Origin of the sequence: Rhizobium sp. BK098 (assembly GCF_014193155.1) — a bacterium.
GTDB lineage: Bacteria > Pseudomonadota > Alphaproteobacteria > Rhizobiales > Rhizobiaceae > Rhizobium.
Window position 1 is genome coordinate 132334 of the sequence record NZ_JACHYY010000009.1, and the last position, 26150, is coordinate 158483.

The window sequence follows — 26150 nt, forward strand, 5'->3', positions numbered from 1 at the left end:
ACTTATGGCATGATCCGCATTACAAGGGAAAGGTGCAGCCAGGATATCTGCCGCGCCAATCACAGAAAGCTTTGCGGATCGATATCGAGCTGCACCTGCACGGAGCCGCGCTCCTTTGGGGATTGCGCCAGCATGGCTCGCAGAAAGCCTTGCATGTCGGAATTCCGCCTGCCGTGCACGAGCAGACGGAAACGGTGTCGCCCCCGCACCAGCGCGATCGGCGCTTCGGCCGGACCCAGTACCGATATGCCCGAGACCTGCGGCGCCGCATTGCGCATGCCGCGGGCATGGGTTTCGGCATCCTGCCTGCTGTCGGCCGAGACGATGATCGAGGCAAGCCGGCCGAAGGGCGGCAAGATGGCCCTCTCCCGCTCCGAGATCTCGCGCTCGTAAAAGGCACTGGCGTCGCCGGATACGATCGCCTGCATGACGGGATGCTGCGGCTGGTAGGTCTGCAGCAGTCCGTGGCTCTTCAAGCCAGTTCGGCCGGCGCGTCCTGTCACCTGCGACAGGAGCTGGAATGTCCGCTCGGCAGCGCGCGGATCGCCATTCGCCAGGCCAAGATCCGCATCGACGATACCGACCAGCGTCATCAGCGGGAAATTATGCCCTTTGGCGACGAGCTGCGTGCCGATGACGATGTCAGCCTCGCCCTTGGCGATGGCCTCCAGCTCCAGCCGCAAGCGCTTGACGCCGCCCATGATGTCGGAGGAGAGCACGATCGTCCGCGCCTCGGGGAAATGCCGCTCCACCTCTTCGGCGATGCGCTCGACGCCCGGCCCGCAGGCGACGAGGTGGTCGAGCGTGCCGCATTCGGGGCAGGCCTCCGGCGTGCGCTCGGCATAGCCGCATTGATGACATTGGATCTGGTTGCGGAAACGGTGCTCCACCAGCCAGCTCGAACATTGCGGGCATTGAAACCGGTGGCCGCAGACCCGGCAGAGCGTCAGCGGCGCATAGCCGCGCCTATTGAGGAACAAGAGCGCCTGCTCGCCCTTGGCAACCGTCTTGCCGATCGCGCGGATCATGACGGGCGAAAGAAAGCCGCCGCGCTCGGGCGCATGCCGGCGCATATCGATCAGATGCAGATCCGGAAGCGCCGCATCGCCGAAGCGAGTCGGCAGATGGATTGTCGTGTAGCGCCCGCTCTGGCCGTTAACCTGGCTCTCGACCGAAGGCGTCGCCGACACCAGCACGACGGGAAAATCACCGATGCGGCCGCGCACCACGGCCATATCGCGCGCATTATAATAAACGCGATCCTCCTGCTTATAGGCAGGGTCATGCTCTTCATCGACGATGATCAGCCCGAGATCCTCGAAGGGCAGGAAGAGCGCCGAACGCGCCCCGGCCACGACCCGAACCTCGCCGGTCACAGCCTGACGCCAGACCTTTTCCCGCATCTTCGGCGCGAGATCGGAATGCCATTCGGCCGGCTTGGCGCCGAAGCGATCCTGAAAGCGTTCCAGGAAGCTGGCCGTCAGTGCGATCTCCGGCAGCAGGATCAACACTTGTTTGCCGCGCCGGAGCGTTTCAGCAATGGCCTCGAAATAGACCTCCGTCTTGCCGGAACCGGTGACACCGTCGATCAGCGAAACCGCGAACTCGCCCTTGCGCACGTCGGCCAGGATTTCGTCGGCCGCATCCTTTTGCGGCCCCTGCAGCCGCGACGCGGTGAATTCCGGATCAGGCTTGGCGACGACAGGCGGCGGCGGCAGGAAGATGGTTTCGAAAATGCCCTGCGAGATCAATCCGTCGACGACGCTGGTGGACACACCCGCCGCATGCGCAAGGCCAAGCCGTGTCCACGAAAGCCCATCGGCGGCGATCTCCATCACCTTGGCGCGAGCCGGCGTCATCCGTTCCGGCTGGCCGCCGATAAAGCGCAAGCCCTCGATCATCGGCTCGGGATCAAAGGCAGCCGGCGCTCGAAGCGCCATGCGCGCCACAAGCCCCGGCGGCGAGAGCGTATAGGCGGCAACCCAATCGATGAAATCGCGCATGTGCTTACCGAGCGGCGGGCAATCGAACACATGGCTGATCGGCCGAAGCTTCTTCGGATCGACACCACCGTCATCCTCGCCATCCCAGACGACGCCGATAACCTGCCTTGGCCCGAGTGGCACCTGCACGACCGAACCGGGCTCCACCGCCATGCCGTCAGGCACGGCATAGGAATAGGCCCGCGGCGCCGGCATCGGCACGAGAACGGGTACGGTACGGCTCATCACAGGCTTTGCGGGCGCCGCCTCGAAAAGCGCACCGAACAGATCGGAAGAATCTTTGCTCATTGCGCCAGACCATGCCCCGGACGGACGCAAAAGAAAACCCGGGAGCAGCGCACGATGGCTCGCAAAATGCGGATGGCTTGCGGCTGTCGGAAATATTCGTCCTTTGCGACAGCGTCATCAATGATCGCTATCGGCCCAGCGGACCCGGTGCGTCCTAACCGCAGATAATCATGGATCATGAGGCAAGCTGCCCGTGGCGGCCTACGAGCCCGTTAAAAAGTCTGCCATGATGGTTTCTCATGCGGTCGCGCGTCATATTCCTCACGCGATTTTCGAAACTGATCCGAGTTTTCAACGACCCATGTCCAAAGCGGGATCATGCGGATCAGGAGCCCCATTCCCAACTCGGTAAGCTCGTATTCCACGCGTGGCGGCATCTCCACCAGGTCATGGCGTGTGACCAGCCCATCTCTCTCAAGTTGTCGTAGCGTGCGTGTCAGCATCCTCTGGGTAACACCATGCATTCTTCGTCCGATATCCGCATGGCGCAGTCTACCATAGACGCCCAAGGTATGGATGACGCCCAGCGACCATCTATTCCCTGCATGGGTCAGAACTTCGCGTCTTACCCCGTCATCATCCTCGCGAAGACCATCGCAGACCGCTTGAGAATAGCTCAGGATTTCGTCTCTCGTCATCTTTCTGCCCTACGGTATCACGCGTGTACCTTCTTACGATCCTTTCTGAGAGATGCCATTTACCCGTTCCCACGAACGGTGAGAGTAGAAAGGATTTCCAAAATGAACTCCACGCAAACAACAGAAGGACAGTCGATCCTGGTCATTGGTGCCGGAGAGCTTGGTATGCCTGTACTACGCAATCTGGCGCGTAAGGCCAAGGATCATTCGGGTACAGCCGTCAGCGTCCTCTTGCGGGCGGCGACCGTTGAGTCGACCGACCCGGCAAAGCAGCGTGATGTCTCCGAGATACGCGAACTGGGGATCGAGATCGTCCCTGGCGACATCCTTAGCGCAACAATAAGTGAACTCGCAGCGATCTTCGCACGTTTTGATACCGTGATCGGTTGTGCGGGCTTTTCCGCTGGTCGAAACACACCAATGAAACTTGCGAAAGCTGCACTTGAAGCGAACCTGAAGCGCTATTTTCCGTGGCAGTTTGGCGTCGACTTCGACGTCATCGGTCGTGGCAGCCCGCAGGACCTGTTCGATGCCCAGATCGACGTGCGTGACCTTCTGCGCGCGCAAGACAAGACCGACTGGGTGGTGATCTCTACGGGAATGTTCACCAGCTTCTTATTTGAACCGATCTTCGAGGTCGTCGATCTCGAAAAGAACGTCGTCAACGCGCTGGGCAGCCTGGATACGGAAGTTACGCTGACGACTCCTGACGATATTGGTGCGTTGACCGCCGAGGTGGTCTTCGCTCGGCCAATGATCCGCAACGAGATTGTCTATCTTGCTGGCGACAGCGTGACCTACGGCCAGGTTGCCGACACACTTCAGACCGTGCTTGGGCGGCCGTTTACGAAAGCGGAATGGACAGTGCCTCAGCTCAAGTCGGAACTTGCACAGGACCCAGATAACCATATCAAGAAATATCGGGCGGTCTTTGCCGAGGGCAAAGGCGTGGCATGGCCGAAGCGCGGCAGCTTCAATGAGCGACATGGCATAAAGGTTACGACCGCTGAAGAGTGGATCAGAGAAAACCTTCGCTCCTAAGAGCAATTCCGGGAAAAGTGCGCAGCGGTTTTCCGTCCGGAATTGCGAGACAATAAAGAGATGGAGCGGCTCAGAGATTCCGTGAAAAGTGAACCGCTCTAGAACGATGCGGCCCGGCGAGGTATATGACCACGCCGGGCTGTTCATATGAATATGCCGTCGCCGCTTGCCGATATGATCGCTGCGGACGCATAAGTTTGGAAGGGACGAAATCGGATCGCCGCTATTCATCCTCATCATCAATCTCGCCGGTTAGCCGCATGCCGTCGATCCAGGTGGAGCCATCCTCACGGATCACCCGGCGCGGCCGGGCGCCGCAGCGCTCGCGAACGGCCTCCGCCAGACGTTCTGAATGGGTGACGATCCAGATCTGGCTGGTCTTTGCGGCCTCAGCAATCATGTCTGCCAGCGGCGGCAGCATATCCGGATGCAGGCTCGCCTCCGGCTCGTTCAGCGCGATCAGCGGCGGCAGGCGGTAGGACATCAAGGCGGCGGCGAGACCGAGGAACCGGATCTGGCCATCGGAAAGCTCGCGCGGCTGGAAAACACGGTTGGGAAACTCGGGCAGCATCAGGCCGAAATCCGCCGTTTCCTGTGGCTCCGGCACCACGAGCCGGGCACCGCCGAGCGCTGCGGCAAGAACCCGGTCCAGCTCGACGGTATCTTCGCGCGTATGGACAAGGGTCGCGAAAACGGCGGCGATGTTGGCGCCGTCCTCATCCAGCATAGGAGAGGTGACGGCAAGGCAAGGCGCGCGCAGCGGCGAGCCGCGATCGGTGCGGAAGCCGTGGTAGAATCGCCAGGCATCGATGGCGCGCCGAAAAGTGCCGATCTCCGAAAAATGACCGGCATCACTCAAAAGCGCGATCGCCGTTTCGGAGGTCAGGGCGTTTTCGGGATGCGCCTGCATGCGACCGCTCTCGCCGCGCACGGAAATGCCTGGTCCCTCGCGCTTCATCATCGTCACCGGCCGCCGCCCGGTCTCGACGGAAAGCTCCTCGGCCTTGACTTGCGGCTCCAACGGAAATCCGGCGGAGGCACAGGGTGGTCGCATGCCCGCTTCGATCCAGTAGCGAAAGGTCGCCGCCCGTTCCATATCGAGCAGCTCGACATCGAAGCGGATGCGGGCGGACTCATGCGAACGCCGCTTGCCCGACCACATAGCCGAGAACATGCCGCCTTCACTGGAAATCTCATGCGCCAGCCTGCCGCGAACGGCAGCCTGCACGAGTTGCAGAGAGCGATAGAGATTGGACTTGCCCACCCCATTCTCGCCGATGAACAGATTGACATCGGAAAGATCCATGCGGATCGAGCGCAGGGAGCGATAATTCCGGGCAAACATCGAGCGAAGCTGCATGCCCGAGGGTTTAGCCGATTCCCCTATCAAAGAGAATGCGAAACCAAGATCTCATCCTGGTTCGGAGGGACCAGCGGCGCGAAGGCTGCATTGCCGTCCGCCGCAAGATCGAAGACGGTGTGCTTCTCCAGTGCCTTCGTCACCTCGTTGACGTCCCCGTCCAGATGCTCGACGGGAATGAGATTGCCGACGAGGAAATCAAACCGGTCGCCGCGCTTGTTGAGCAGCTCGTGGAACACGGTCATGTCGCGCAGCTCGGTCGACCATTTGGCGAACCAGTAGAACAGGCCGGAATTGCGGGCCGTCAGATGCACCGGCAGGATCGGCAGATTGTATTTGCGCGCCAGACCCACGGCCGAGGTCTTCCACGGCCGCTCGTTCAGCTTGCCGTTCGCCCAGTAGGCGATGCGGCCGGACGGAAAGAGCACAGTCACCTTGCCATCGGCAACGGCGCGGTTGGTCAGCTGCAGCGTCTCGCGCGTCTTTAGCTTGCTCTTATATTCCTCGCGCCACTCCACTGGAATGATCATTTCGGCGAAGCGCGGGTTGACCCGCACCGCATCGCGATTGGCAAAGATCATCATATCCGGCCGGCGCGACTTCAGAAGATCGAAGACGGCGACGCCGTCGGCAATGCCTGTGGGATGATTGCTGACGAGAATGAAGCCGCCCTTAGCCGGAATGCGGTCGGCATGGGTGACGCCGATATCGAGCCGCAGCAGATCGCTCATATATTCGAAGCACTGGAAGCCTGAAAGCTTGGCGACATCATCGGCGAATTCGATTGCCTTGTTGTAGCGCAGCAGCGTGTAGAGAAAGGGGCGCATGAGTGGCCAGAGCGGGTTTCGGACGATCTTCTGCCCGCGCTCTGCGATCAACGTATCGACGATATGTCCTGGCTGTCCCTGGGACACCAAAGCGATTGCTTCCGCAATCTGCCCGAGTGCAGTTATCGAACCGCGGCGTGCCATGAAGTATCCTGAATGGTTGGGATATATTCTATCGCAATCGAATATGATCGAAGCATGACAAGCGCCTCGCATATGGAAGGCGAACCATCCGAGATCCGGAACGAGCCATATGCAGTTTCATTGAAGTCCAGATGCGCCCCGCGGCACGAAGGGAAAACGCACCGGAAGCAGCGGGAAAATTAGCGATTCCATAACCTTCCTTCCTTCAAAGTGGCAGATGCGATCTGAATTTCAAGGGGTTTTCCACTGAACGAATTGCTTGTTATCGCCGACTCCAGGTTGATGGCGGAACGCAACCGCTGGCTCGAAGCACTTGGCCAGGAGCGGCGGCTCGCCGCCCATACGCTGAATGCCTATGAACGCGATACGCGGCAATTCCTGACCTTCCTCACCGGCCATCTCGGCGGTCCCGCGACGATCGAGGATATTCATGCGCTCCGCCCCGCCGACTTTCGCGCATTCCTTGCCGCCCGCCGCAAGGACGGCGCGGGCGCGCGTTCGCTCGGGCGCAATCTTGCCGGGCTTCGCTCGCTCTTGCGCTATCTCGAAAAGAAGGGCCTGGTGAATGCCGCGGGGGCTGCCGCCGTGCGCTCGCCGAAACAGCCGAAATCGCTGCCGAAGCCGCTTTCCGACAAGCAGGCGATTACCGTCGTCAGTGACGAGGCGCAGCTGCACGAGGAACCCTGGATCGCCGCACGCGATGCCGCCGTGCTGACCTTGCTCTATGGCTGTGGCCTGCGCATCTCTGAAGCGCTGGATCTGAAGCCGCAGGATTTTCTGCCGGGCGCAACCTCGCTGCGCATTACCGGCAAGGGCAACAAGACACGGCTGGTGCCGCTGCTGCCGATCGTCACGCAAGCGGTCGATCAATATCGCAAGCTCTGTCCCTATCATCTCGAAGCCGATGACGCCCTCTTTCGCGGCGCGCGCGGCGGCAAGCTGCAGCCGGGCATCATCCAGCACGGCATGCAAAAACTGCGCAGCGCCTTCGGGCTGCCGGATACGGCAACACCGCACGCACTTCGCCATTCGTTTGCGACCCATCTCCTGGCCGGCGGCGGTGACCTGCGCACCATCCAGGAACTGCTCGGCCATGCCAGCCTCTCGACGACGCAGGTCTATACCGGCGTCGATTCCTCACGCCTGCTCGAGGTCTACGACCGCGCCCACCCGCGCGCATAAGGAAAGATTAACCTCTCGCGTTAAGGGAATTTCCGTCTCGTTCGCGTAAAGCAGGACCATGTCTCGGCATGCCCCCTGAAAACCGCTTTCGGGCGTTAGCGGTCATGCTCTCTGCGAACGGAAGATTCCGATGATTTCTGCCCTTGGGTCCAAGACGATGCGGTCGATGAAGCCGACGCTTGGTGATATGCTGCTCTGGCTTGCCACTGCCTTTCCGCTGATGCTTGCGGTGCTGCTGGTCGCGACGATGCTGACGCTGCAGCCGGCTCATGCCGAAGTCGCAGTCTCCGACAGCTGCGGCGGCAAGGATCTCATGGCCGAACTTCAAAAGAATGATCCGGCAAAATACGCCTCCATCATCGCCGCTGGCGACAAGGTGGAGAACGGCAAGGGTATCTTCTGGAAGATCGAAAAGCCCGGCTTGAAGCCGTCATGGCTGCTCGGCACCATGCATGTCTCGGATACACGCGTGCTCACCATGCCCAAGGGCGCTGCAGACGCCGTTGCATCAGCCGATACGATCGTTGTCGAATCGGATGAGATCCTCGACGACAAGAAAGCCGCAGCCGCCCTCTTCGCCAATCCCTCACTCACCATGCTCACCGACGGCTCGACCATCAGCCAGCATCTCACACCCGAAGAAAATGCGCGGCTAGAAGCAGGCCTCAAGGAACGCGGCATTGCGCTTGCCGCCGTCTCCCGCATGCAGCCCTGGCTGATCTCGAGCTCCTTCGAGATGACGGGCTGCGAGGTTCGTCGCAAGACGGCCGGCGCGAAATTCCTTGACCAAAAATTGGCGAGCGACGCCGCCGCCGAGGGTAAGAAGGTCGTCGGTCTCGAAACGCTGGCCGAGCAAGCCAAGGCCATGAGTGATCTGCCGGTGGCGCTGCATCTGAAATCGCTGATGCAGACGCTCGAACTGGGCGACAAGATCAACGACGTCAACGAAACGATGACGGAGCTCTATATCGCCGGCAATATCGGCGCGATGATTCCGATGCTGAAGGTGATCGAACCGGATCAGAAGATCACGGATGCCGATACCGCCGCTTTCGAGCAGCGCATCATCCTCGACCGCAACAAGGTCATGGCCGAGCGTGCCGCGCCCGTTCTCAACAAGGGCAACGCTTTCATCGCCGTTGGCGCGCTTCACCTCGTCGGCGATCAGGGCCTTGTGCCGCTGCTGCGCAAGCAGGGCTTTACGGTGACGGCGGTAAACTGACCGTTTGCGTCCGCTTGCCGAGATCGGCAAGCATCGTTGCGACGATCAGCCGGTGGAATGGCGTAATGATTGCGAGATAGATCCGGCCAAGCAATATGTTCCGCCGGACAAGCGTCGTCGCATCGACCAGCCGACGCCCCTGATCGTCGTTCCGCACGTCGATGACGACCCGAAAATCGAGATGCCGATCGTCGAACCCGAGCACGACCTGATTGTCGGACTTGCTGACGACGGGAAAGAAGCCGATCTTCTCCCACTCCTCCGCCCGAAGGTCGCTGCTGGATCTCAAACCGAACAAGCCGGTTACCGCATCGCGCACCCGTATCAGCAGCCGCACCCAAAACGGAAAGCGGCTGAGCATCGTTCGGGCGGCGGCAATCGCGGTCAGATCCGAGTTCGGAATCTTCAGTTGGTAGCAGTCAGCCCAATCGGCATCCGGCAACGCCGGATGCGGCATAAGGGGCTTCACCATCAAAGGCCTTGCAGACATGGTTTCATCCGTCTTTATTCGACGTATGCAGCCTATCACACGTTGCGATGCTACCCGATCGACAAATGCCGGCTGCGGCAATTTGGCCGGCAGATAATGGACTAACGCACGGCCGATCCATCCGCCGGCAATATCTTCAGCCGCCAGGATGTGCCCGGCTTCAGATAGGCCGTTGCGATGGCGCGGACATCCTCGGCGGTCACGGCCTCGTAGCCGCTGATGCTCCTGCGAATACGGTCGAGGCGCCGGAGATCGGTCTGGGCATCGCGAAGATTCTGGACCCAATAGCCGTTGGTCTGCTGCGAACGCTTGACCGCTTCGATGATCGGAACCTTGGCCCGCGTCAGTTCATCGGGCGAAACGTCTCCATGACCGAGATCGGCGGCTATCTTGTCCACCAGCTCGAAGAAATGATCCACCTTGGCGGGCGTGGTCTCGACATAAAGATAGGCAAAACCATAGCCAGGGATCGATCTTGATAGGTCGACTTCGCCCTGAGGGCTGTAGGTAGCGCCCTCGGCGATGCGGAACTGGTCGACCACACGGTTCTGCAGGATCGTGCCGGCGACATTGGCAGCGGCCGCTCGCGGCAGATCGGAAAGGAAATCGCCGATCGGCATGGCGACGCCGGCGCCGGCGCTGTCGCTGCGCCCGTCATGAAGCCGAACGACCGGATCGATCGTAGGCGCGGGAAAATGCACACCGGAACCGTTGCTCAGTTTCTCTCCGTCGCTGCGAACCGGCAAGGCGCCGAAAGTTTGCGCCGTCAAGCGAATGGCGACATCGACCTCGACGTCGCCGGCGATGATGACTTCGACCGGACCCTTCGAAAGAGCGGGCTGCAGGAGGCCTTCGAAATCTTCCGGCTTGGTATCCGTCAGTTGTGTCCGGTCCGGGAACGTCCAGCGCGGATCACCGGAATGCAAGAGGCCGGAAAGATCGCGACCGACCACACTGCCCGGCGTCGCCTGAAGCTGGGGAAGCATGTTCAGATAGGCTTGCTGGACGCGTTTGAAGACATCGGGGCGATAGGCCGGATCGGAGACATAGGCGGTCAGCAGCTGCAATTGCGTCTGCAGGTCGCGCGGCTGCGTGGCGCCTTCGAACTTGAAGGCGGCATCCTGAATGGCGAAATCGATGCTCACGACCTTCGCGGCAAAGGCCTTCTGGAGATCGTCATAGCTGATGGCTTTCAGGCCGGATAGCGGCAGCGCCGGCGCCGCCCAGATCGGCAGCGCGCGATCATTGGGCAGATCCAGCCGACCGTGGCCGACTTCGGCACGCACCAAAACCTCGTCGGCCCGATACTTCGTCGGCTTGACGGTCAGGCGAACGCCATTGGCGAAACGCACCATGGTCACGCCGAGATCATCGACCGTCCGGCGTTCGACGACATCGCCCGGCTTGCCGAAATCGGTGTAGGGCCATGCGACCGAAGCCGTCTGTTCCGGCGCCTTTACCGCCACGGCGCGTGAATCGGCATAGGCCTTCTCGACAGCGGCATCGCCACCCTCGGGCATTTGCGGGATCTGCAGCACCAGCTGCGGACCATTGCCGGCAAAGACGCGCTGAAGGGCCTGGTTGACCTCCTCTGCACGCAGGTCTTTCATCGCGGCATCAAATAGCGCAAGATCGTCCGCAGGCGAGGTGAAGACCATGTTTTCACCGACGCTCCAGCTGAGCGAACCGGCAATATCCGGGCTCGCGCGCGTCCCAGCTCCGTTCGCGGCAGCCTGGAGCGTGGAGCGATACTCGGCAATTTCGCGGTCGATCTCGCTTTGGTCGGCACCAAACTGCGCTATGCGGCGTTGTTCCTGATCGATGGCCGCCAGGGCGGCCTGCCACTTCGCAGGATCGCTATCGGCGGCAATCATCGCGACATGGGCTGATTTCAGCAGATCCTGCGCACCGGCCTGCGCGCTGACGAAGGGCGGATTGGGCTGCTGCGCCAGAACGGACAGGCGCCGGTTGAGAACGGCCAGGCCGATATCCTCGACCAGCTGCACGCGGCGCTTGGCCACCAAGTCGGGCGAAGCGTCGTAAGCGCGCGTCCAGGCAAGCTGCACGCGCGTCGCACCGCCGGGCACGACGACCGTACCGACGCGCGCTCCATGGCTTTGGAGGATGCCGAGATTAGGGTCGACGGGTGCAGGTGCGGCGGCGGTCCAATTGCCGAAGCGCGTGCGGATATCGGCTTCGATGGCGGCTGCATCGATATCGCCGACGACGATCAGGCTGGCGCGATCGGGGCGATAATAGGTGCGATAGAAGTCCCGCAGCAGATCGACCGGAGCGTTGCTGATGATATCGGTCTTGCCGATCGGCGGGCGCTGCGGCACGCGCTGCCCTGGCAGCAGTTGAGCGAGGAGACCAGTCCCGCCACGATATTGCGGCGTGTCGCGCAGTTTCTCTTCCGAAAGGATGACGCCGCGCTCGCGGTCGAAGGCGCCGGCATCGAGCGTCAGCTCGCTCGCCGTCTCGCGCATCAGCATCAGGCCGGTCGAAACCGTCTCCGGTTTGGCTTCCGGCAGGTCCAGCGCATAAACAGTTTCGCTGTAGCTCGTGGACGCATTGGTATCCGCGCCGAAAGCCAGGCCAAGACGCTGAAGGGTGCGCACCATCTCGCCTTCCGGCACATGGGTTGAGCCCTTGAAGGCCATGTGCTCGAGGAAATGCGCCAGACCTTGCTGGTCATCACGCTCCTGCAACGAGCCGGCACCGATACGGAAGCGGATCGCCACCTGCCCGGCCGGGGTCGCATTGTGCATGACGGCATAGCGCATACCGTTCGGCAGGGTCCCAAAGCGGATTCCCTGCTCCACCGGCAGGTCGCTTGCCGCCTGCGGCCAGCTGGCGACAGGCGTTTCCGCATGGGCCGGAGCCGCAACGATAACGAGGAGCGCGAGCGCTGTCGCAACGAAAAGTTTCAGGGATAGACGACCGGCTGGGTTTTGACGTGACATGCTTGCTTTGTTGGTGAGAACGATCGGACGATGCGATGCACGGAGGTACATCGCATCATCAGGCAAGCATTGCAATCCCGGCGCTTGTCTCGCCGGGATGACCCGATCTTACATGTGGATCGGCTTGAAGAAGGTCGCGAGCGCTGCTTCCTTGACGGCTTCCGACATCGTGGGATGTGCGTGGCAGGTGCGGCCGAGATCTTCCGACGAACCGCCGAATTCCATCAGCACGGCAATCTCGTGGATCATCTCGCCGGCGCCGAAGCCGACGATATGGCCGCCGAGAACGCGGTCCGTTTCCTTGTCGGCGAGGATCTTCACGAAACCGTCCGTTGCCAGCATGGCGCGGGCGCGGCCGTTGGCGGAGAACGGGAACTTGCCGACCTTATAGGCGATGCCTGCGGCCTTCAGCTCTTCCTCAGTCCTGCCAACGGAGGCGACTTCCGGCTGCGTATAGACGACGCTTGGAATGACATCGTAATTGACGTGACCAGCCTGGCCCGCGAGGATCTCGGCAAGCGCTACGCCCTCGTCTTCCGCCTTGTGTGCCAGCATCGGCCCTTTCACCACGTCACCGATGGCATAGATGCCGGCGACATTGGTCTTGAAGTGGCCATCGATCTCGACGCGGCCGCGATTGTCAAGCGTAACGCCAGCTTCTTCGAGGCCGAGGCCTGCCGTGTACGGCTTGCGGCCCGTGGCAACGAGAACGACATCGGCATCGAGCACGACCTTGTCGCCGCCCTTGACCGGCTCGAAGGTAACCTTCGCGCCATTGCCGGACTTTTCGACGCCGACAACCTTGGCGCCGAGATGGAATTCGATGCCCTGCTTGGCGAGCATACGCTGGAACTGCTTGGAGACTTCGCCGTCCATGCCGCCGAGGATGGTGTCGAGATATTCGACGACGGTGACCTTGGCGCCGAGGCGCGACCAGACCGAGCCGAGCTCGAGGCCGATGACGCCGCCGCCGACCACGATCATCTTGCCCGGCACCTTGTCGAGCGCGATGCCGCCGGTCGAGGAGATGATGACCTTCTCATCGATCTCGAGCGGCACGCCCGGGATGCCGGCAACGTCCGAACCGGTAGCAATGACGATGTTCTTGCCTTCGATCTCGGTGACCTTGCCATCATCGCCCGTAACCGAAACCTTGCCGGCCGAAACGATCTTGCCGGTGCCCTGGAAGGCATCGATCTTGTTCTTCTTGAAGAGGAAAGCGACGCCGTCGACGTTCGACTTAACCGTCGCATCCTTGTGCGCCAGCATCTTTTCAAGATTGAGCTTCGGTGCGGCGACTTCGACGCCAAGCGCATCCATGCCATGGCCGGCATGATGGAACACTTCGGAAGCGTGCAGCAGCGCCTTGGACGGGATGCAGCCGACGTTGAGGCAGGTGCCGCCATAGGTCGCGCGCTTTTCGACGACTGCGACCTTCAGGCCGAGCTGCGCTGCCTTGACTGCGCAGACATAGCCGCCGGGGCCGGTTCCGATAATGATTACATCGTAGGACATGTTTTAATTTCCTTGTTTTGTATCTGTTTTAGTCGGCCGCCCGCGCCAAGGCGAGGCGGATGCCGAAGCCGACGAGCGCCGCTCCGGTGATGCGGTTGAACCATTTGCCTGATGCGATGAAACGATCGCGCACCGGCTTGACGGTGAAGAAGGTGGAGACGCCGGCAAACCAGGCGACAAGCGCCGTCGCCATGCCGATGCCGTAGCTGAACTGGATGAGCGCCGGCGTATCGTGATGAACGAGCGTCGAAAACAGCGACAGAAAGAACAGCACCGGCTTCGGGTTGAGCGCATTGGTGACGAAGCCCGTCGCCAGGCAGCGCCACACGGAAACCGGCTTGCGGTCTTCCTCGGTGATCTCGACATCCTTCACCTGGAAGCCTGCCTGACGGAAGGACTTGACACCGAGATAGACGAGATAGAGAACGCCGGCCCATTTGATCATGCTGAACAAGACAAGCGACTGCGAGACGATCAGCCCGAGGCCGAGAATGGTGTAGCTGATGTGAAAGAGCAGCGAGAAGCCCATGCCGAGCCCGGTCATCATGGCGGCGCGGCGGCCATGCACGATGCTCTGGCGCAGGATCACGGCGAAATCGGCGCCGGGCACGACGATAAAGATCGAGAACACCGCCATCAGGCCGAGGAATTCGAGAATATATTGCATCTATCGACCCTTTCCGATCAGCGACCGCCGCTGACATTGAGGATGGAGCCCGTTATATAGGATGCGTGCGGGCTCAGAAGATAGAGGACGGCATCCGCTACTTCGTCCGCCGTACCGGGCCGCTGCATTGGAATAAGGGGGCTCATGTCGCGCGCCCGGTCGGGTAGCCCGCCGGACGCATGAATATCGGTATCGATGATGCCTGGGCGCACCGCATTCACGCGGATGCCCTCGGTCGCGACTTCGCGCGCCAAACCGAGCGTGAAGGTATCGATCGCAGCCTTGGATGCGGCATAGTCGACATATTGACCGGCGGAGCCAAGGATCGCAGCCATGGATGATACATTGACGATCACACCGCCCTTGCCGCCATGCCGCGTCGACATGCGAAGCACGGCCTCACCGGCGCAAAGGATCGAACCGGTCACGTTGATGCGGAACATACGATCGAGCCGCTCCGGTGTCATTTCATCGACACGCTGCACACTATCGACAATGCCGGCATTATTGACGAGCCCGTCGATACGGCCGAAATGAGCATCGACCTTGGCGAAGATGGCTTTGATATCCTTGGGCTTGCCGACATCCCCGGCAATCGCGATCGCCTCGCCGCCGGCGTCAACGATCGTCCCCACCACAGCCTCGGCCGCATCCTTGTTGGACGCATAATTGACCGCTACGGCCCAGCCATGCTGGGCGGCGGCCAGGCAAATCGCGGCGCCAATGCCGCGGCTACCGCCGGTTACAAGGAGAACAGGCGCATCATCGGTCATTGATTGCATCCTTTCAGACTAAGGACATCCCAGGGCGCGACGGTCGCTTTGCCTTTGCCCCAAAGAGAAGACTTCTGGATCGAGGGGCCGAGCGCGGGCAGGAAAAGCCGATCCGCAGCACTCTCGCCTTCCGCCGGCAGCGAACGGATATGGCCTTTCAGATCCGAGGCATAGACCATGCCCTGCCACACAGTGCAGGCTCTGAGATCGGCCCCGGTTACATCCCCTTCAGGGCATTCGAACATGATCCGTCCATCGGCGCGCAGATGGTCGTCCGTGCGCATCACGATCCCATCGGCCACGATATTGGTGTTGCGCACTGTGAGCTTGAACCTGTTGCTGACGGACGACTCCGTTTCCATGGGTTCGAAGCGCAGCTCATAGGCATTGTCCATATCGACATAGACAGCCTTTTCCTGCACGCACTCTTCCGCCTGCGCAGCGACGGGAGCGACCGCCCAAGCGAACGTTACCAAGGGCATCGAAGCCAGTTTTGTCATCATGGTCCGAGCCGGCATCATCATTGCCCTCCCGGCTCGCGCCGGCCGTCGGCATTTTCCATGACGCCGAAATCGGTGAACAGAACCAGCGGCTTGCCGGCGGCATCCAGCCCCCAGAACACCGGATAGAAGCCATCGCCCCAGCCGCTCGAGAAGATGGCGACGTTGCCGCGCTTGCCCGATATCGGTCGGTGCATGGCGTAATCGTCCTTATTGGGCTGCAGCTCGGATGCCAGAACATCATCGTAATAATTGATATCCGACGTCGCCTTCTCCGCCTGGACCTGTTTTTCGCGCTCCTGGATCAGCGCGTAGGTCTCGGCATCCATGTAGCAGCCAAGACCGGCATCGACCGGATACCCGAAGAATTCATCATTCTTCAGCGAATTGATATCCTGGCCCGGGACCACGGCCAGCTCCCAGCGCATCGGCTTGCCCTCGGCAAAACGCATGCTGGCCGCAGCGATGCGGCCGAAGGCTTGATATAAGGTGACGGGATAGTCGCCGGGAGAAACCGTGCGAGTAAATGCCGCGCGGTCAGGCCCGACGAGCGGGTCGCTTGCGACGATGCGCCCGGAGGTTAGCTCCACCTTGCCGATGCGCAGGACCTTGATCGAGCGGGCGGCAAGATCGGCGTCGACAAGCGACGCCAGATCGAGATTGCTGCTGAACTTGGAAATGTCGAGTTCGCCCGCGCCGGCGGAGGATGGCACCCATGCGGCGACGGCGCACAACAATCCGCGCAGCGTCCGCATGGGCCATGTCGACATGATCCAACGCTCCCCTTAGAGATCGAGAACGAGACGTTCCGGATCTTCCAGGCTTTCCTTGACACGCACGAGGAAGGTCACCGCTTCCTTGCCGTCGACGATGCGGTGATCGTAGGAGAGCGCCAGATACATCATCGGGCGGATGACGACCTGGCCGCCGATGGCGACGGGACGCTCCTGGATCTTGTGCATGCCGAGGATGCCCGACTGCGGCGCATTGAGGATCGGCGAGGACATCAGCGAACCGTAGACGCCGCCATTGGTAATGGTGAAGGTGCCGCCCTGCATATCGGCCATCGCCAATGTGCCGTCGCGGGCAGCCTTCGCCAGGCGTCCAAGTTCCTTCTCGACTTCCGCGATCGACATCTGGTCGGCATCACGGATCACAGGAACGACAAGACCCTTGTCGGTGCCGACAGCCATGCCGACGTGGCAGTAGTTCTTGTAGATGATGTCGGTGCCGTCGATCTCGGCGTTGACAGCCGGCAATTCCTTCAGCGCGTGGGTGACGGCCTTGGTGAAGAAGCCCATGAAGCCGAGCTTCACGCCATGCTTCTTCTCGAAGATGTCCTTGTACTTGTTGCGCAGGTCCATGACGGCCTTCATGTCCACCTCATTGTAGGTGGTGAGCATGGCGGCGGTATTCTGTGCATCCTTGAGGCGCTTGGCGATCGTCTGGCGCAGGCGTGTCATCTTGACGCGCTCTTCGCGGCTGACGTCCTCGACGGCGGTCGGGGCGCGAGCGGCAACGGGTGCTGCCGGTGCAGCGGCGGGAGCCGAAGCAGCCTTGGCGACAGCAGCGATGACATCGCCCTTCAGGACCTGGCCGCGCTTGCCGCTGCCTTCGACCTGATCGGCAGAGAGATTGTTTTCAGCAAGCAGCTTACCGGCAGCCGGTGCCGGCGGCATGGAAGAGGCCGGAGCGGAAACGGCGGGGGCGGCAACCGGTGCAGCAGCGGCAGGGGCCGGAGCAGCGGCGGCGGGTGCAGCAGCCTGTGCCGGAGCGGCTGCAGCGCCGTTGCCGGCGGAGATCTGGCCGAGCAGCGCGCCGAGACCTACGGTTTCGCCGGCCTGGGCAACGATTTCGGAAAGCGTACCGGCGGAGGGCGCCGGAACTTCGATCGTCACCTTGTCGGTTTCGAGTTCGAGAAGCGGCTCATCGGCCTTGATGGCATCGCCGACCTTCTTGAACCAGGTGCCGACGGTCGCCTCGCTGACGGATTCGCCGAGGGTAGGAACGCGGATTTCAGTAGCCATTGTTCAAATCCTGATTTTTCGTCTTTATGAGTTGGATGGAATTCCGGCGACAGAGGACCGGAGAATGAGTGAGGGCATCGGCGAGATTTCGATACGGAAACCGAGCCCGGCGAGAAGAACGGGATCGGCATCACCAAGCGACTTGACCGCATCGGCATGCTCGACGTCGACGATAGCCACGCCGAAAGCAGCACCGGGCGCGAAGACCGGGCCGACGACAATTGCCGTCCCGGCATTCGCATGTTCTCGCCAATAGGCGGCGTGCTGCTGCATGGCGGCCATCTCCTCCTCCGTGGCGTCATGCGGGAAGCTGGGGCGCGGCGGCACAAGTTTCAGATGAAAATAGGCCATCGCGCAACCCCTCAACCGCCGAGCGCGTCCTCGAGGAACGCCGCAAGCTGCGACAGATGCTTGGACATCAGGCCCGTCGCCGGGGAGGCGGCGGCCGGACGGCCGGTGTAGCGAACGCGCTGGTACTTGGCATCGATATGGGCAAGCACCCATTCCAGATAGGGATCGATGAAGGACCATGCGCCCATGTTCTTCGGCTCTTCCTGGCACCAGACCATTTCCGCATTGCGGAAGCGGCTGAGCTCGTTGATGAGCGCCTTGGCCGGGAACGGATAGAGCTGTTCGATACGCAGCAGGTAGATATCGTCGATGCCGCGCTTCTCGCGCTCTTCCAGCAGATCGTAGTAGACCTTGCCCGAGCAGATGACGACGCGACGGATCTTGTTGTCCTTCTGCAGCTTGATCGGGCCATCCTTGATCACTTCCGCATCGTCCCACAGCAGGCGGTGGAAGGAGCTTTCGCCCGCCATTTCCGCAAGCGTCGACACGGCACGCTTATGGCGCAGCAGCGACTTCGGCGTCATCAGGATCAGCGGCTTGCGGAAGTCGCGCTTCAGCTGCCGGCGCAGGATATGGAAGTAGTTCGCCGGCGTCGTAACGTTGGCGACCTGCATGTTATCCTCGGCGCAGAGCTGCAGATAACGTTCCAGACGAGCCGAAGAGTGTTCCGGACCCTGGCCTTCATAGCCATGCGGCAGCAGGCAAACGAGACCGGACATGCGCAGCCACTTGCGTTCGCCCGACGAGATGAACTGATCGAAGATGACCTGCGCGCCGTTGGCGAAATCGCCGAACTGGGCTTCCCAGAGGGTCAGCGCGTTCGGACGGGCAAGCGAGTAGCCATATTCGAAGCCGAGAACCGCTTCTTCCGAGAGCATCGAGTTGATGACTTCGTAGCGGGCCTGCGTCGGCGAGAGATTGGCGAGCGGAATGTAGCGCTCTTCGGTCTCCTGATCGTAGAGAACCGAATGACGCTGCGAGAAGGTGCCGCGTTCGCAATCCTGGCCGGACAGGCGGATCTTGTGGCCTTCGACGACGAGCGAACCGAATGCCAGGGCTTCCGCCATGGCCCAATCGATGCCCTCGCCCGTCTGCACCATGTTGGCGCGGTTTTCCATGAAGCGCTGAATGGTGCGGTGCGCGTGGAAGCCAGCCGGGATTTCCGACAGCTTGCGGCCGATTTCCTTCAACGACTTCATCGGCACGGCGGTCTTGCCGCGGCGCTGCTCGTCGGCATTGTCGGCCGTGTGCAGGCCGGACCACTCGCCGTCGAGCCAGTCGGCCTTGTTCGGCTTGTAGGATTGGCCGGCCTCGAATTCCTGCTCGAGATGGGCACGCCAGTCGGCTTTCATCTTCTCGACTTCGCCTTCGGTCAGCACACCTTCGCTGATGAGCCGCTGCGAGTAGAGTTGCAGCACCGTCTTATGGGCGCGGATGACCTTGTACATGTTCGGCTGCGTGAAGGACGGCTCATCGCCTTCATTGTGGCCGTAACGGCGATAGCAGAACATGTCGACCACAACAGGCTTGTGGAACTTCATGCGGAATTCAGTCGCGATCTTCGCGGCATAGACAACCGCTTCCGGATCGTCGCCGTTGACGTGGAAGATCGGCGCTTCGATCATCTTGGCGACGTCGGACGGATAGGGCGACGAGCGCGAGAAGGCCGGATTGGTGGTGAAACCGATCTGGTTGTTGATGATGACGTGCATCGTGCCGGCAACGCGATGGCCGCGCAAACCGGAGAGACCGAGGATTTCAGCAACGACACCCTGCCCGGCGAAAGCCGCGTCACCATGGATGAGCAGCGGCACGACCTTGGCACGCTCAGACAGCGGGATGATGTCGCCATCCCACTGGGTGGCGCCCATGTCCTGCTTGGCGCGAGCCTTGCCCATGACGACCGGGTTGACGATTTCAAGGTGCGATGGGTTCGCCGTCAGCGACACGTGTACCTTGGCACCATCGAAATCGCGGTCCGAGGACGCGCCGAGATGGTACTTCACGTCGCCCGAACCTTCGACTTCGTCCGGCGCATAGGAGCCGCCCTTGAACTCGTGGAATATGGCGCGATGCGGCTTGCCCATGACCTGGGACAGCACGTTCAGACGGCCGCGGTGAGCCATGCCGAAGACGGCTTCGCGAAGACCGAGCTGGCTGCCGCTCTTGAGGATCTGCTCAAGCGCGGGGATCAGCGATTCACCGCCGTCGAGGCCGAAACGCTTGGTGCCCTTGAACTTGACGTCGAGGAACTGCTCGTAGCCTTCGGCTTCGATGATCTTCTGCAGGATAGCCTTCTTGCGCTCGGGATTGAACGCAATGCCCTTGTCCGGCCCTTCGATGCGTTCCTGAATCCAAGCCTTCTCCTCCGGATTGGAGATATGCATGAACTCGACGCCGAGGGTGGAGCAATAGGTACGCTCGAGGATCTCGATCATCTCGCGAATGGTCGCGAATTCGAGGCCGAGCACGTTGTCGATAAAGATCTTGCGGTCGAAGTCGGCCTCCGTGAAGCCATAGGCTTCCGGCGACAGCTCCTTGTAATCTTCGACCGGAGCGGCGATGCCGAGCGGATCCAGCTTCGCGTGCAGATGGCCGCGCATGCGATAGGCGCGGATCATCATGATGGCGCGAACGCTGTCGCGCGTCGCCTGCAGCACGTCGGTTGCGCTCGCCGGCGTACCGGCGGTTTCCGCCTTCGCCTTCAGCTTGGTTTCGATGACCTTTTCGACAACGCCCCAGTCGCCATCGAGCGCGGAAACCAGATCGCCCTTTGCCGGGATCGGCCAGTTCTTGCGCTGCCAGGAGGCGCCCTTGGCCGCCTTCTTCACATCGTCGGGGCTATCCTCGAGCGCCTTGAAGAACGACCGCCACTCGTCGGATACCGATGAAGGATCGTCCTCGTAGCGCGCGTAGAGCTGCTCGATATAGGCAGCATTGGCGCCATCCAGGAACGAGGTGATCTGAAATTGCTCGTTGGCTTCTTGCCTTGCCATGGTGAATCTGCGGGCGCTCTCGCCCGTCTCCCAACTTGTTTGCATTGCCGGTTTTCGGGTCCCCGGCGACCGTATTTCGTTCACAGCCATGAAGGCCGCAGTATGCACTTGCGAATGTCGAAACCGGACGGGACAAGGCGACTGCCGCCCCGTCCGGCCTTGCTATAGGTAGGCTCAGCCCTTCAGGACTTCCACCAGCGTCTTGCCGAGACGCGCCGGCGACGGCGACACGCGGATGCCTGCCGCTTCCATCGCTGCGATCTTGTCTTCCGCGCCGCCCTTGCCGCCGGAAATCACGGCGCCGGCATGGCCCATCGTGCGGCCGGGAGGTGCCGTACGGCCGGCGATGAAACCGACCATCGGCTTCTTGCGGCCCTTTTTGGCTTCGTCCTTTAGGAACTGCGCGGCTTCTTCTTCAGCCGAACCGCCGATTTCGCCGATCATGATGATCGACTTGGTTTCGTCGTCGGCGAGGAACATTTCCAGGATGTCGATGAATTCGGTGCCCTTGACCGGGTCGCCGCCGATGCCGACAGCTGTGGTCTGGCCGAGACCCTCGTTCGTGGTCTGGAACACTGCCTCGTAGGTCAGCGTGCCGGAACGCGAGAGAACGCCGACGGAGCCCTTCTTGAAGATCGAGCCCGGCATGATGCCGATCTTGCATTCGTTCGGGGTGAGAACGCCCGGGCAGTTCGGTCCGATCAGACGCGACTTCGACTTGATCAGGCGGTCCTTGACCTTGACCATGTCGGCAACCGGAATGCCTTCCGTGATGCAGACGATCAGCGGGATCTCGGCTTCGATCGCTTCGAGGATCGCAGCCGCAGCGCCTGCCGGCGGTACGTAGATGACCGAGGCATTGGCGCCGGTCGCGTCCTTGCCTTCGGCGACGGACTTGAAGATCGGCAGCTTTTCGCCGTCCTTGCCGGTCCAGGTTTCACCGCCCTTGGAAGGGTGGATACCGCCGACCATCTTCGTGCCGTGATAGGCAAGCGCCTGTTCGGTGTGGAAGGTACCGGTTTTGCCGGTCAGGCCCTGAACCAGAACCTTGGTGTCTTTGTTGATGAGAATAGACATGCGAGGCCTTTGTTACGAGAGGTTGGAAGACGCGGAGGCAACGCGGCGATATAAGCCGCTGACGACCTCCTGCCATGTATCGCTGCCGGCGGGCGAGAACGTGACGCCCATGCGGTAGCAGTCTTCATTTTCGAACTGGAAGAGAGTGCGTTGCTGACCGCGCGGCGAGACTTTCGTCAGGACAAGCTTGTCGTCGATCCACTCGCCGGAAGCCGGCGCTGCGGGCACGAAACCCACCGTATCGAACTGATAGAGCTTATATGACTGGTCAGCAGCGTCGAAGCCGAGAATATTCCGGGCTTCGAACGACGTGCTGCCGTCCCGCGTCTGCACGTAGCGCTGCTCGACGAAAAATCCGCCGAACAGACACTCAGCCGTGACGCGCGCGGTTGCCGTACCTTCCTTCGTCCAGGCCGAAGCCGCGACACGCTCTTCCCCTTCCCAGGTGCCGGCAAAGGCACCGAGGCGAAGATGAGCAGCCGTTGGAGCGAAGGAAGCAGCCATCCCGATCAACCCTTGACTGCCTTCACGATCTTCTGGGCGGCATCGTCCAGGTCATCCGCGGAGATGACGTTGAGACCGGATTCGTTGATGATCTTCTTGCCGAGCTCGACATTCGTGCCTTCGAGGCGAACGACGAGCGGAACCTTCAGACCGACTTCCTTGACGGCGGCGAGCACGCCTTCGGCAATGACGTCGCACTTCATGATGCCGCCGAAGATGTTGACCAGAATACCCTGGACGGCCGGATCGGCGGTGATGATCTTGAAGGCGGCCGTGACCTTTTCCTTGGTGGCGCCGCCGCCGACATCGAGGAAGTTCGCCGGCTCGGCGCCGTAAAGCTTGATGATGTCCATGGTTGCCATGGCAAGGCCGGCGCCGTTGACCATGCAGCCGATGTTGCCGTCGAGGGCGACATAGGCGAGATCGTATTCGTGTGCCTGGATTTCCTTCTCGTCTTCTTCCGACGTGTCGCGGAGCGCGCGGACGTCTTCATGACGGAAGAGAGCGTTGCCGTCGAAGGAAACCTTGGCGTCGAGAACGCGCAGGCGGCCGTTGGTCATGACGATCAGCGGGTTGACTTCGAGGAGCGCCATATCCTTCTCGACGAAGGCCTTGTAGAGGATCGGGAAGAGCTTGGCGGCATCTTCGCGGGCAGCACCCTCGAGCTTCAGCGCGTCGGAAAGAGCAACCGTATTGGCAGCCGTCACGCCCGTCGACGGGTCGATGGCGACGGTGATGATCTTTTCCGGCGTGTCGTGCGCAACGGTCTCGATGTCCATGCCGCCTTCGGTCGAAACGACGAAAGCGACCCGGCCGACGGAGCGGTCGACCAGGATCGAGAGGTAGAGTTCGCGGTCGATGTCCGCGCCGTCTTCGATGTAGAGGCGGTTGACCTGCTTGCCGGCCGGGCCGGTCTGCTTGGTCACCAGCGTGTTGCCGAGCATGTCCTTGGCGTTGGCGACGACGTCGTCAATGGACTTGGCGAGACGAACGCCACCCTTGGCGTCGGGGCCGAGTTCCTTGAACTTGCCCTTGCCGCGGCCGCCAGCATGGATCTGGCTCTTGACGACGTAGAGCGGGCCTGGGAGCTGCTTGGCAGCGGCAGCGGCTTCATCGGCGGAGAAGATGGCAACGCCGTCCGCGACGGGTGCACCATAGCTCTTCAACAGCGCCTTGGCCTGGTATTCGTGAATGTTCATGGGTCTATCCCTGTTGGAACGGCTAGATTATTTCAGCGACGGCGCGATCGTGGCGCAGGCTTCGCAAAGACCCGCAACAGCTGCGACCGACTTGTCGAAGGCTTCCTTTTCGGCCTTGTTGAGGTCGATCTCGATCACGCGCTCGATGCCGCCGGCACCGATGACGGTGGGAACGCCGACATACATGTCCTTGACGCCGTACTGGCCGTCGAGATGAGCGGCGCAGGGCAGGACGCGCTTCTTGTCCTTGAGGTAGGATTCGGCCATCGCGATGGCGGAAGCAGCCGGGGCGTAATAGGCAGAGCCGGTCTTGAGCAGGCCAACGATCTCGGCGCCACCGTCACGGGTGCGCTGGATGATTTCCTCGAGGCGCTCGGCAGTGAGCCAGCCCATGGTGACGAGGTCCGTCAGCGGGATGCCGGCAACGGTGGAGTAGCGGGCGAGCGGAACCATCGAGTCGCCGTGACCGCCGAGAACGAAAGCCGTGACGTCTTCGACCGATACGTTGAATTCCTTGGCGAGGAACAGGCGGAAGCGCGAGCTATCGAGCACGCCGGCCATGCCGACGACCTTGTTGGTCGGCAGGCCCGAGAACTTCTGCAGCGCCCAGACCATGGCGTCGAGCGGATTGGTGATGCAGATCACGAAAGCGTTCGGAGCATACTTCTTGATGCCGGCGCCGACCTGTTCCATGACCTTGAGGTTGATGCCGAGAAGATCGTCGCGGCTCATGCCCGGCTTGCGGGGAACGCCAGCGGTGACGATGCAGACGTCAGCGCCTTCGATCGCAGAATAGTCGCTGGCGCCGGTGAGGTTGGCGTCGAAGCCTTCGACGGGAGAGGACTGGGCAATATCGAGGCCCTTGCCCTGAGGAATGCCGTCCGCGATGTCGAACAGGACGATGTCGCCCAGTTCCTTCAGGCCGGCGAGATGCGCCAGCGTGCCACCAATCATGCCAGAACCAATAAGTGCGATCTTGTTGCGCGCCATTTCGGTGTATCCTTTGCGATCAAAATCCGTGGCGGGACACCTGCAAGGCATCCACCCATGCCGCCACTCGCATAGACCCAAAGGCCGAAATTGGCAATTGATTATTTTGAGATCAGGAATTTCAATCGGTTAGATCGAAAAATTCTTACGTAAACGTAAGTCAATCCGTCACCGATTTGTTACTCGGCGGCGCGCCTTGCCGGAGTCTGGGCGAGATATTCGGCGCTGCGCATCTCGAAAAGCCGGGATGCGGTCCGGTCGAATTCGAAGCCTTCGGTGCCCCGGCGCTCCTCGAGCAGATCTTCCGGCATCGCGGCTGCGGAGACGTAAAGCCGAATATTATGATCGTAGAGCGTATCGATCAAAATGATGAAACGCTTCGTTTGGTTCCGCTTGTCCGGACCAAGCTTCGGCACGTGATCGAGAAAGATCGTATCGAAACGCTCGGCGATGGCGAGGAAATCGGCAGGCCCGAGCGGCGCGTCGCAAAGATCGGCGAAGGAAAAACGCGCCATGCGATCGACGGCGAGCGGGACATGGATGGAGCGCCCCTTCATCGGGATCTCCGTCGGCTGTGCCTTGCGTCCATGCAGCCCCTGCATCCAGGAGGCGTCCATCGCCATGTCGGTGCGCTGGTCGAGCGGAGTGAGATAGACCGGCTGGCTGTTCAGCTTCTCCATGCGGTAATCGGTCGGCGAATCCAGCGTCACGATATCGACATGCTTCTTCAAGAGATCGATGAAGGGCAGGAAAAGGCCACGATTGAGCCCGTCACGATAGAGATTGTCCGGCTCGACATTCGAGGTGGCGATCAGCACGCAGCCGAGCGAAAACAGCTCGGAAAACAGCCGCGAGAGGATCATCGCGTCGGCAATGTCGGTGACCGTGAATTCATCGAAGCACAGCAATTCGGCTTCGGCGTAGAGATCGGCGGCAACTGGCGGTATGGGGTCGGTCTGCTTTGTCTCGCCGTTCTTGAATTTCAGCCGCTGCGCCGCAATCCGGTTGTGCACATCGTTCATGAACTCGAAAAAATGCGCCCGGCGCTTTTTCGGGCAGGGCGCCATTGCGAAGAACATGTCCATCAACATGGTCTTGCCGCGGCCGACGCTGCCGTGAATATAGAGGCCCTTGATGGTCTCGGCCGATTTCTTGCGCGCGGCGAACATCCACCCCAGCGCGCTGGACTTTGCCGCGGGCCGCTTCCGCTTGAGATCGGCAAGCACGCGGTCCAGCTTTTTCGCCACATCCATCTGCGCCGAATCCACCTGAAGGGATCCTGACGCCGTCAGCGCCTTCAGCTGTTCGCAGACGCTGATCGAGTAATCTGGCATGGGCTGCATGGGGAAATATCCGCCTGTGCAAATGGGGGCGCATCCAGAGGATGCCACCC

Annotated in this window: 22 protein-coding genes; 3 read left to right on the plus strand and 19 right to left on the minus strand. The window is 61.3% G+C overall.

The genetic code is table 11. The annotated features are described in order from the left end of the window. Nucleotides 1-59: 59 nt before the first annotated feature. Together FHT73_RS22270 and FHT73_RS22275 are read right to left on the minus strand one after the other, a co-directional pair. Nucleotides 60-2291 carry a primosomal protein N' gene (locus FHT73_RS22270; RefSeq protein WP_183714908.1) on the minus strand — a complete coding sequence of 744 codons (2232 nt, stop codon included), beginning with the start codon at nt 2289-2291 and terminating at the stop codon, nt 60-62. 212 nt (nt 2292-2503) lie between these two features. Continuing rightward, a complete protein-coding gene (locus tag FHT73_RS22275; RefSeq protein WP_112413870.1) occupies nt 2504-2929 on the minus strand; it encodes a helix-turn-helix domain-containing protein in 426 nt (141 codons plus the stop codon). A 102-nt stretch (nt 2930-3031) separates the two neighbouring features. On the opposite strand from FHT73_RS22275, the gene FHT73_RS22280 reads away from it, so the two are divergent. Then, nucleotides 3032-3970, plus strand: a complete 939-nt coding sequence (locus FHT73_RS22280; RefSeq protein ID WP_112607797.1) for an aromatic alcohol reductase — start codon at nt 3032-3034, stop codon at nt 3968-3970. A gap of 223 nt (nt 3971-4193) precedes the next feature. Here the strand turns inward: FHT73_RS22280 and FHT73_RS22285 are convergent, their stop codons facing one another. After that, on the minus strand, nt 4194-5330 hold the full coding sequence (locus FHT73_RS22285) for an AAA family ATPase (RefSeq protein WP_183714910.1): 1137 nt from the start codon (nt 5328-5330) through the stop codon (nt 4194-4196). Nucleotides 5331-5356: 26 nt separating this feature from the next. Further along, nucleotides 5357-6301, minus strand: a complete 945-nt coding sequence (locus FHT73_RS22290) for a 1-acyl-sn-glycerol-3-phosphate acyltransferase (RefSeq protein ID WP_183714912.1) — start codon at nt 6299-6301, stop codon at nt 5357-5359. Nucleotides 6302-6547: 246 nt separating this feature from the next. Between FHT73_RS22290 and FHT73_RS22295 the strand changes: the two genes are divergently transcribed. Both FHT73_RS22295 and FHT73_RS22300 read left to right on the plus strand, forming a co-directional pair. Then, nucleotides 6548-7483: a tyrosine recombinase XerC gene (locus FHT73_RS22295; RefSeq protein WP_112412637.1), complete on the plus strand. Its 936-nt coding sequence runs from the start codon at nt 6548-6550 to the stop codon at nt 7481-7483. Nucleotides 7484-7613: 130 nt separating this feature from the next. Continuing rightward, a complete protein-coding gene (locus FHT73_RS22300) occupies nt 7614-8705 on the plus strand; it encodes a TraB/GumN family protein (RefSeq protein ID WP_183714914.1) in 1092 nt (363 codons plus the stop codon). Here the strand turns inward: FHT73_RS22300 and FHT73_RS22305 are convergent. From FHT73_RS22305 to zapE, 15 genes are all read right to left on the minus strand, one after another. Then, nucleotides 8683-9195 (minus strand): DUF2867 domain-containing protein, encoded by a 513-nt coding sequence (locus FHT73_RS22305; protein ID WP_183714916.1) that lies wholly within the window; start codon nt 9193-9195, stop codon nt 8683-8685. The genes FHT73_RS22300 and FHT73_RS22305 overlap by 23 nt on opposite strands. Before the next feature lie 101 nt (nt 9196-9296). After that, nucleotides 9297-12158, minus strand: coding sequence for an insulinase family protein (locus FHT73_RS22310; protein WP_183714918.1), 2862 nt, complete (start codon nt 12156-12158; stop codon nt 9297-9299). A gap of 108 nt (nt 12159-12266) precedes the next feature. After that, nucleotides 12267-13673, minus strand: coding sequence for a dihydrolipoyl dehydrogenase (gene lpdA, locus FHT73_RS22315; RefSeq protein WP_183714920.1), 1407 nt, complete (start codon nt 13671-13673; stop codon nt 12267-12269). A 28-nt stretch (nt 13674-13701) separates the two neighbouring features. Next, nucleotides 13702-14340, minus strand: coding sequence for a LysE family transporter (locus tag FHT73_RS22320; protein WP_183714922.1), 639 nt, complete (start codon nt 14338-14340; stop codon nt 13702-13704). Between the two features lie 17 nt (nt 14341-14357). Next, entirely contained in the window at nt 14358-15113 is a 756-nt protein-coding gene (locus FHT73_RS22325; protein ID WP_183714924.1) for an SDR family oxidoreductase, read from the minus strand. After that, nucleotides 15110-15616 (minus strand): hypothetical protein, encoded by a 507-nt coding sequence (locus FHT73_RS22330; RefSeq protein ID WP_246712195.1) that lies wholly within the window; start codon nt 15614-15616, stop codon nt 15110-15112. Before FHT73_RS22330 ends, FHT73_RS22325 begins: the two co-directional genes overlap by 4 nt. 17 nt (nt 15617-15633) lie before the next feature. After that, nucleotides 15634-16383, minus strand: a complete 750-nt coding sequence (locus tag FHT73_RS22335) for a DUF4241 domain-containing protein (protein WP_183714926.1) — start codon at nt 16381-16383, stop codon at nt 15634-15636. 15 nt (nt 16384-16398) lie between these two features. Further along, nucleotides 16399-17640, minus strand: coding sequence for a 2-oxoglutarate dehydrogenase complex dihydrolipoyllysine-residue succinyltransferase (gene odhB / locus FHT73_RS22340; RefSeq protein WP_112400500.1), 1242 nt, complete (start codon nt 17638-17640; stop codon nt 16399-16401). A 24-nt stretch (nt 17641-17664) separates the two neighbouring features. Continuing rightward, on the minus strand, nt 17665-17991 hold the full coding sequence (locus FHT73_RS22345; protein ID WP_183714928.1) for a YciI family protein: 327 nt from the start codon (nt 17989-17991) through the stop codon (nt 17665-17667). 11 nt (nt 17992-18002) lie between these two features. Continuing rightward, nucleotides 18003-20987: a 2-oxoglutarate dehydrogenase E1 component gene (locus FHT73_RS22350; RefSeq protein ID WP_183714930.1), complete on the minus strand. Its 2985-nt coding sequence runs from the start codon at nt 20985-20987 to the stop codon at nt 18003-18005. Nucleotides 20988-21161: 174 nt separating this feature from the next. Continuing rightward, on the minus strand, nt 21162-22064 hold the full coding sequence (gene sucD, locus FHT73_RS22355; RefSeq protein ID WP_068388874.1) for a succinate--CoA ligase subunit alpha: 903 nt from the start codon (nt 22062-22064) through the stop codon (nt 21162-21164). A 12-nt stretch (nt 22065-22076) separates the two neighbouring features. Further along, nucleotides 22077-22568 carry a DUF1579 family protein gene (locus FHT73_RS22360; RefSeq protein WP_183714932.1) on the minus strand — a complete coding sequence of 164 codons (492 nt, stop codon included), beginning with the start codon at nt 22566-22568 and terminating at the stop codon, nt 22077-22079. Between the two features lie 5 nt (nt 22569-22573). Next, nucleotides 22574-23767 carry an ADP-forming succinate--CoA ligase subunit beta gene (gene sucC, locus FHT73_RS22365; RefSeq protein ID WP_183714934.1) on the minus strand — a complete coding sequence of 398 codons (1194 nt, stop codon included), beginning with the start codon at nt 23765-23767 and terminating at the stop codon, nt 22574-22576. A gap of 27 nt (nt 23768-23794) precedes the next feature. Continuing rightward, nucleotides 23795-24757, minus strand: a complete 963-nt coding sequence (mdh, locus tag FHT73_RS22370) for a malate dehydrogenase (protein WP_015341411.1) — start codon at nt 24755-24757, stop codon at nt 23795-23797. 179 nt (nt 24758-24936) lie between these two features. Continuing rightward, nucleotides 24937-26100 (minus strand): cell division protein ZapE, encoded by a 1164-nt coding sequence (zapE, locus tag FHT73_RS22375; protein WP_183714935.1) that lies wholly within the window; start codon nt 26098-26100, stop codon nt 24937-24939. Between the last annotated feature and the right edge of the window lie 50 nt (nt 26101-26150).

What these genes read in the sequence shown, in the direction of transcription:
- FHT73_RS22270 (WP_183714908.1), bottom strand. Translation starts at nt 2,291, where the DNA reads ATGAGCAAAGATTCTTCCGATCTGTTCGGTGCGCTTTTCGAGGCGGCG.
- FHT73_RS22275 (WP_112413870.1), bottom strand. Translation starts at nt 2,929, where the DNA reads ATGACGAGAGACGAAATCCTGAGCTATTCTCAAGCGGTCTGCGATGGT.
- FHT73_RS22280 (WP_112607797.1), top strand. Translation starts at nt 3,032, where the DNA reads ATGAACTCCACGCAAACAACAGAAGGACAGTCGATCCTGGTCATTGGT.
- FHT73_RS22285 (WP_183714910.1), bottom strand. Translation starts at nt 5,330, where the DNA reads ATGCAGCTTCGCTCGATGTTTGCCCGGAATTATCGCTCCCTGCGCTCG.
- FHT73_RS22290 (WP_183714912.1), bottom strand. Translation starts at nt 6,301, where the DNA reads ATGGCACGCCGCGGTTCGATAACTGCACTCGGGCAGATTGCGGAAGCA.
- FHT73_RS22300 (WP_183714914.1), top strand. Translation starts at nt 7,614, where the DNA reads ATGATTTCTGCCCTTGGGTCCAAGACGATGCGGTCGATGAAGCCGACG.
- FHT73_RS22305 (WP_183714916.1), bottom strand. Translation starts at nt 9,195, where the DNA reads ATGTCTGCAAGGCCTTTGATGGTGAAGCCCCTTATGCCGCATCCGGCG.
- FHT73_RS22310 (WP_183714918.1), bottom strand. Translation starts at nt 12,158, where the DNA reads ATGTCACGTCAAAACCCAGCCGGTCGTCTATCCCTGAAACTTTTCGTT.
- lpdA (WP_183714920.1), bottom strand. Translation starts at nt 13,673, where the DNA reads ATGTCCTACGATGTAATCATTATCGGAACCGGCCCCGGCGGCTATGTC.
- FHT73_RS22320 (WP_183714922.1), bottom strand. Translation starts at nt 14,340, where the DNA reads ATGCAATATATTCTCGAATTCCTCGGCCTGATGGCGGTGTTCTCGATC.
- FHT73_RS22325 (WP_183714924.1), bottom strand. Translation starts at nt 15,113, where the DNA reads ATGACCGATGATGCGCCTGTTCTCCTTGTAACCGGCGGTAGCCGCGGC.
- FHT73_RS22330 (WP_246712195.1), bottom strand. Translation starts at nt 15,616, where the DNA reads ATGATGACAAAACTGGCTTCGATGCCCTTGGTAACGTTCGCTTGGGCG.
- FHT73_RS22335 (WP_183714926.1), bottom strand. Translation starts at nt 16,383, where the DNA reads ATGTCGACATGGCCCATGCGGACGCTGCGCGGATTGTTGTGCGCCGTC.
- odhB (WP_112400500.1), bottom strand. Translation starts at nt 17,640, where the DNA reads ATGGCTACTGAAATCCGCGTTCCTACCCTCGGCGAATCCGTCAGCGAG.
- FHT73_RS22345 (WP_183714928.1), bottom strand. Translation starts at nt 17,991, where the DNA reads ATGGCCTATTTTCATCTGAAACTTGTGCCGCCGCGCCCCAGCTTCCCG.
- FHT73_RS22350 (WP_183714930.1), bottom strand. Translation starts at nt 20,987, where the DNA reads ATGGCAAGGCAAGAAGCCAACGAGCAATTTCAGATCACCTCGTTCCTG.
- sucD (WP_068388874.1), bottom strand. Translation starts at nt 22,064, where the DNA reads ATGTCTATTCTCATCAACAAAGACACCAAGGTTCTGGTTCAGGGCCTG.
- FHT73_RS22360 (WP_183714932.1), bottom strand. Translation starts at nt 22,568, where the DNA reads ATGGCTGCTTCCTTCGCTCCAACGGCTGCTCATCTTCGCCTCGGTGCC.
- sucC (WP_183714934.1), bottom strand. Translation starts at nt 23,767, where the DNA reads ATGAACATTCACGAATACCAGGCCAAGGCGCTGTTGAAGAGCTATGGT.
- mdh (WP_015341411.1), bottom strand. Translation starts at nt 24,757, where the DNA reads ATGGCGCGCAACAAGATCGCACTTATTGGTTCTGGCATGATTGGTGGC.
- zapE (WP_183714935.1), bottom strand. Translation starts at nt 26,100, where the DNA reads ATGCAGCCCATGCCAGATTACTCGATCAGCGTCTGCGAACAGCTGAAG.